Genomic DNA, 5,473 nt, shown 5'->3' with positions numbered 1-5,473 from the left:
AGCCTTCCCCTGCACGGAGCTGCTGCTTGAACTGCGCCAATGTACCCACGTAAGGCGTGTTGTTGGTATGCGAACCTGCCCAACTCCACGGTTCATACCAGTGGACATCGTACAGGATATTATTATCCGCCAGCTTGTACATGCCGATGTCGCTGGGGTGGAAAGACACCTCCACGTCAATCAAATGGTTGCTGTCCACCGCACGGATTTTGCTGATTAAGGTTTGGGCGTAGGTAAACCAGTTGTTGATGTGCGGTTCGTTAATCAGGTCATAAGCCGCGATGGTGGTTTCATTGCGGTAACGCTGGGCGATGGCCACCCACAAATCTTCCAGGCGTTTTTTCAGATCAGCACGGCTACCAAACCCTTTGAAATCGTTGCTTTGGTAGCCACCGGGTGGGACATGCATATCCAGTATCAAACGCAAGCCGTTTTGTTTGGCCCACTGGATATGCCGGTCAACTAATGCCCAACCTTCATTCTTGTAGACACCGGGTGCGGTGCTGTTCTCAAACAGGTTGTAAGATAGCATCAGGCGCACACTGTTGAAGCCGAGGTCACGGATTTCTTTATAAGATGCCGCATCAATATTTTTGTACTTGAAATCGTCGAGGGGTGGCGGTGGGTCAACATCATTGCCTTGGTCATACAGGTAAACGTTGATCCCTTTCATCAGGAACGGGGTTTTTTGCGTCCCCATCACCAAGCGGTTGCCATCAGCATGGATCAAGGCCGAAGTATCCAGCGTTGCGGGCGGTTGGTAGCCAACCTCGTCTGTGGTCAGTGGTTTCACAAACACTTCATCCACATGGAACGGTTTGTTGGCAGCCCCGCTAATACAGACTTTGAGCGTGTCGGTGGGGGTAAAACTGGCTTGCCACACCCCAAACACCTGCGTCCATTTGTCGGGATAAACCCCGGCATCGTAGCTGGATTGCTCGCCATCCAGGGTGATTGGGCTAGCCCCGTTCTTGATCAAACCAAGGGAAAGGTTGGCAGAACTGCCCACACCACTGCTCAAGCGTACCCGCGCCCCAAATTCGTAGAGTGTGCCATTTTGCAGGTTGGCGGTGTTCAACGTGTACAGTGCCCCGGTAGCACACCCACTATAGGCGGAATTGACCTTCATCCCCGCCTGACCCGCATAAGCTGCCACCGGGTCAAGGGTGAGGATGGATTTGGTACTTGCCCATGCTAGCGAACCACTTTCAAAACCGCCGTCCGTAACCAAGTTTGTCCCGGCCAATGCACCTTGCACCGCCAATACCAGCGGCAAGGCATAAAACCACGTCTTACGCTTCATAGTTGAAATTCCCTCGCATTAATCGTATTCATGTAGAATCATCGGTAATTGCCAGTGTTGCTATCACTCACTGCCAACAATGTTAATGATGATTACATTAATGCTACGCATTAATGTTGATTATTGTCAAACTTTATAAAGATGGATAATGGCACTTCCTAACATGGCCGAGAGAAAAGACACTTACCACCACCCCAACCTGCGTGAGGCGCTGATCCAAGAAACGGAAAAGATGTTGGCAGGATGCCAGTTGGACAGCATCACCTTGCAAGAGTTGGGGCTGCGCTTAGGGGTGACACGCTCTGCCCCTTACCGGCATTTTGCCAGCAAAAACCTGCTGCTGTGTGCAGTGGCAACCCGTGCGTGTGGGTGTTTCCGTGGGTTGCTCCATGCCGTGCGTACCCAGACAGGATTACCCCCAGAAGCACGTTTGCGGCAGATGGTGATGACGTATTTCAGCTTTGCGTTGGAAAACCCCGACCGTTATCGGTTGTTGTTCCGTGAACCCTTGGTTGGTGAGAACCAGACCCCAGAACTGGCGGAATCCCGCGCCCGCTCATTTACGGAGTTGCTGCTGATGCTGGAGGAATGCCAGAGTGCGGGTGTCACCCGGCAAGACGACAAGGAACGGCAAGCTCTATTCGTTTGGTCAACCATGCACGGCATGAGTAGCCTGTTGGTGGACAAACACCTGCAATTGGCAGAAGGGGAAGGCAACTGTCTTGCGTTTCTCTGTGACTCCATCCTGCGCGGTTTGGAAGTTTCCACGCAGCCATTAGGGGGTATTGGGGGGTAGGCGCTTCTGATGGCGCATTGGGTCTGATTGCCCATGATGGGCAAAGGCACGAATCGGACTAATCCAAGTTTCACTAGGCTTAAGGCGCATTGAGAACGCCATAAGACCGCGTTTACTAGGGATTTCTTTAACCCATTGCTTTTGGGGTGTATAAAAAGCCCTCATTTTTAAGGAAGAGGTTACGTATGGGTTTGTTTGATGCGTTTAAAAAGAAGCAAAAGGTTGAATTTACTTGCAATGAAGATGCGATTGTCACCTTGATGGTAGCCATCGGTAGCCTGGATGGTGACCTTGACCAGAATGAAGTCCAAACACTGATTGGGATTGCCCAGATCAATAGCTCATTGGCAAACGCTTCCCTGCGGAGTTCCTTTGAACTGGCGGTAAAATACCTCAAGGTCAATGGTGCTGGTCAAAGCGCAGTTGATGCTTTTACCTACCTGCCGGAAGAACTGCACGCCACCGCGTTGTCGTTTGCTTGCCTTGTCACCCTCGCCGACGGCGTTGTGACTGAGGAAGAAGAATCCAAACTGATGGAACTGTCCCAAGTTTCCTCCCTGAGTGAAGAAGAATCCCAAGCAGTCATCAATGTCAGCATGGCACTGATGAAGCCGATGAGCTGATCCTGCCATAGGGCAACAAACGCTTGAGTGCCATAAATATGTACGGTCATATAAATGGGACACTTCGGTGATGTGATCACACCCCCTGCTTGTAGATTTCCGGCTGGTGCCCCAGTTCAAAGAAAGCCCACTCCGTTGGGCTTTCTTGTGTCTGTACGTAATCCACCACAGAAAATACGCATGGCCTCTTTGCAATCTGATGCTAATTTTCTGGGCTAGCCATTTTGGGTATAGGGAAATGAGCCATCATAATACAGGGTAGCCAAGAGCAATTTCCACGGCTCAAATTGGCTAGGGTCTTTTTAACCACCCAAAATGGCCTACGGGTCAATTCTCCGTAGGGAAGTTGACCGGGGGCATCCCCAGTCTGGTTCCTGCAGTTCCTGTACTACGTTGGGCTGCGCCAGCACCTGCTTGCCCTGTACCGATGGGGCGCATCACATCATCTCCCCGGATGGGATAAGGGGATGTCTTCATCCAATAGCTGTCCCCATTCTGCTGTGCCTGCCCCCCCCTGCACCAGCAGCACTGACGGCTGGCACTATCATCGCTGCTTGCTGTCCTGCGTCAGCAACCTTGATGGCTGGCACTGCCATTTCCTGCCCTGCATCCATTACGGTGCTGTCTGGAGCTGCTGTTGTCTCCTGCCCTATTGCCTGATCCTCATGCGTGATGTCATGGGCATTATACCGCCACCTATATAGGACAAGCTAACCCGCGCCTGCAAAGCAGTATTTACAGTTTATGCATGATTAACTAAGATCATGCATATAACCATCAGGAGAGAGCACCATGCGTACAACCCTTGACCTACCCGAAGACCTTCTCCAAGAAGCCTTGAGCGTTACCCATGCCAAAAACCGCACCCAAGTGATCGTCATCGCCTTGGAGGAACTCATCCGCCGCCACCGTATCAGCCAGATCAAGCGTTATAAGGGAAAGCTGGATTTGGGCATTGATTTGGAATCCATGCGCGGCAGGGTGGGAATATGCTGATTTTGGTGGACACCTCCATCTGGATTGATTATTTCCGGGGGATAGGGACGGAGCTTGATACCCTTATCGACGATAATTTGGTTGCCACCAACCCTGTTATCCTTGCGGAACTGCTCCCAGCAATCCGGCTACGCCGCGAGCATGAGCTTGCTGCTTTGCTCCAAGAGGTACGCTGCCTATCGCTGGACATCCAATGGGGTAACCTCATGCAGATGCAACTGCAATGCCTCCAAGCTGGGGCGAATGGCATCGGCGTTGCTGATCTCCTCATTGCCCAGAATGCGCAGCAACAACAGTGCAGGCTTTACTCTTCAGACAAGCATTTCCGCCTGATGGCGAATGCCTTAGCATTGCCGGTATACCCTGAACTCCTCCACTGAAGAAAAAGAAAAGGCTTTGAAAGGGCAACCACCACTGCCGCAAGCTCCTGCGCTGCCTAAGCCGGGGAGCCTTTCACCGAAAGGGAAAGGGGAAAAGGGCTTGTAAGGGAAGGGGGATAAGGGAAGAGGACTTACCCGGAAAGGGCTAAAAATGGCAAAGGGAAGGTATTCTTGCACTATTAGCCAGATTTGTGTTTTGGCTTCCTATTTGGGCGTTCCCCTTATTGGGTCAGGGCAAATTATCCCTGTGTGAAAAAATGGCTAAGAATGGCAGGTACTCGCGGTGTTTTGTCCAGCATTTTGTACAGCCACCAACCCACACTGTAACTGGAAGATGCAATGCCCTACCTACAACAAACCGTCACGGATGTACATCCGTGGTCTCCGAATACGTTCAGCATCAAATTAACCCGGCCTGATGGCTTCGATTTCACGAATGGGGAATTTGTCACCATCGGGTTGAGACAGGGGGGGAAGCTGATTGCGCGGGCATATTCCATCGTTTCAACCCGCGATACCCCGCATCTGGAATTTTTGAGCATCCATGTACCTGAAGGGGAGTTGACCAGCCAGTTAGTGCAGGTACGTCCGGGCGACACCGTGTGGGTAAACAGCAAGCCAACTGGCTCCCTGACCCTGAAGCACGTGCAGCCGGGCAGGCATCTTTATATGCTGGCAACTGGAACGGGGTTGGCGCCCTTCATGAGCTTGGTGAGGGATGCCCAAACTTTCTCTGGGTTTGAAAAAGTTATCTTGACCCATTCAGTGCGCACTGTGGCGGAACTCGCTTACCGTGAGGAGCTTGAGTCTTTGGTTGGGGATAATTTCATGTATGTGCCAGCCGTGACCCGTGAACCTTTTGGCTTCAACTTGCGCTGTTCAGATGCCTTCATTTCTGGTGATTTGTTCAGGCATACTAAATTGCCCCCTGCCACACCCAGTAATGACCGGGTGATGCTGTGCGGCAACCCGGAGATGAACCGGCAGATGAGGCAATATCTTGATGATAATAATTGGACTATGACTAACCATAGGGGAGCGGGGAACTATACATTGGAGGCTGCGTTTGTCGCCCATCATAACTGAACGCTTAGGTTACAGCGCCTATCATGGCGGTTGATTGCCCACCGTTTAACTGCGCGGTACGAAAACGATACCTCACTCCAGTTCCACCACCAATATCCCGTGTTGGTGGCGTACCGCTACCGCCCGCTTGGCAGGCGGCGGCGCATCAGCCATAACCGCTAACTCAGGTTCCGGTTGCTTCCCCAAACCTTGCGCCACTTGCCTGTCCAACACCTTCCAGACCTTCCGCGCATATTTCAGGCGTGCGGCGGCTTTGTCTTTTTTTGTACCCGCACCATACGCCCCAACC

Annotated in this window: 7 protein-coding genes; 5 read left to right on the top strand and 2 right to left on the bottom strand. The window is 52.0% G+C overall.

Annotated elements, in window-relative coordinates; all coding sequences use genetic code 11:
• A partial coding sequence (locus tag PHE17_RS21370) for a cellulase family glycosylhydrolase (protein WP_301017955.1) occupies positions 1-1,303 on the bottom strand: 1,303 nt, incomplete at its 3' end.
• A gap of 163 nt (positions 1,304-1,466) precedes the next feature.
• Between PHE17_RS21370 and PHE17_RS21365 the strand changes: the two genes are divergently transcribed.
• From PHE17_RS21365 to PHE17_RS21345, 5 genes are all read left to right on the top strand, one after another.
• Positions 1,467-2,099: a TetR/AcrR family transcriptional regulator gene (locus PHE17_RS21365; protein ID WP_301017954.1), complete on the top strand. Its 633-nt coding sequence runs from the start codon at positions 1,467-1,469 to the stop codon at positions 2,097-2,099.
• Positions 2,100-2,284: 185 nt separating this feature from the next.
• Positions 2,285-2,722 carry a TerB family tellurite resistance protein gene (locus PHE17_RS21360; protein ID WP_301017953.1) on the top strand — a complete coding sequence of 146 codons (438 nt, stop codon included), beginning with the start codon at positions 2,285-2,287 and terminating at the stop codon, positions 2,720-2,722.
• A gap of 792 nt (positions 2,723-3,514) precedes the next feature.
• Positions 3,515-3,718 (top strand): type II toxin-antitoxin system VapB family antitoxin, encoded by a 204-nt coding sequence (locus tag PHE17_RS21355; RefSeq protein ID WP_301017952.1) that lies wholly within the window; start codon positions 3,515-3,517, stop codon positions 3,716-3,718.
• On the top strand, positions 3,712-4,098 hold the full coding sequence (locus PHE17_RS21350) for a PIN domain-containing protein (protein WP_301017951.1): 387 nt from the start codon (positions 3,712-3,714) through the stop codon (positions 4,096-4,098). Before PHE17_RS21355 ends, PHE17_RS21350 begins: the two co-directional genes overlap by 7 nt.
• Before the next feature lie 339 nt (positions 4,099-4,437).
• Positions 4,438-5,184, top strand: coding sequence for a ferredoxin--NADP reductase (locus tag PHE17_RS21345; RefSeq protein ID WP_301017950.1), 747 nt, complete (start codon positions 4,438-4,440; stop codon positions 5,182-5,184).
• A 72-nt stretch (positions 5,185-5,256) separates the two neighbouring features.
• Here PHE17_RS21345 and PHE17_RS21340 read toward each other — a convergent pair.
• Positions 5,257-5,473: hypothetical protein (locus tag PHE17_RS21340; RefSeq protein ID WP_301017949.1), on the bottom strand; the 217-nt coding region annotated here is incomplete at its 5' end.

Origin of the sequence: Thiothrix sp., assembly GCF_028714775.1 — a bacterium.
Lineage (GTDB): Bacteria > Pseudomonadota > Gammaproteobacteria > Thiotrichales > Thiotrichaceae > Thiothrix.
The sequence above is the reverse complement of the archived record's forward strand: the minus strand, read 5'-3'. Positions and strand labels throughout refer to the sequence as shown.

Coding starts and splice junctions, on each gene's coding strand:
- PHE17_RS21350 (WP_301017951.1), top strand. CDS start 3,712: ATGCTGATTTTGGTGGACACCTCCATCTGGATTGATTATTTCCGGGGG.
- PHE17_RS21355 (WP_301017952.1), top strand. CDS start 3,515: ATGCGTACAACCCTTGACCTACCCGAAGACCTTCTCCAAGAAGCCTTG.
- PHE17_RS21360 (WP_301017953.1), top strand. CDS start 2,285: ATGGGTTTGTTTGATGCGTTTAAAAAGAAGCAAAAGGTTGAATTTACT.
- PHE17_RS21365 (WP_301017954.1), top strand. CDS start 1,467: ATGGCCGAGAGAAAAGACACTTACCACCACCCCAACCTGCGTGAGGCG.
- PHE17_RS21345 (WP_301017950.1), top strand. CDS start 4,438: ATGCCCTACCTACAACAAACCGTCACGGATGTACATCCGTGGTCTCCG.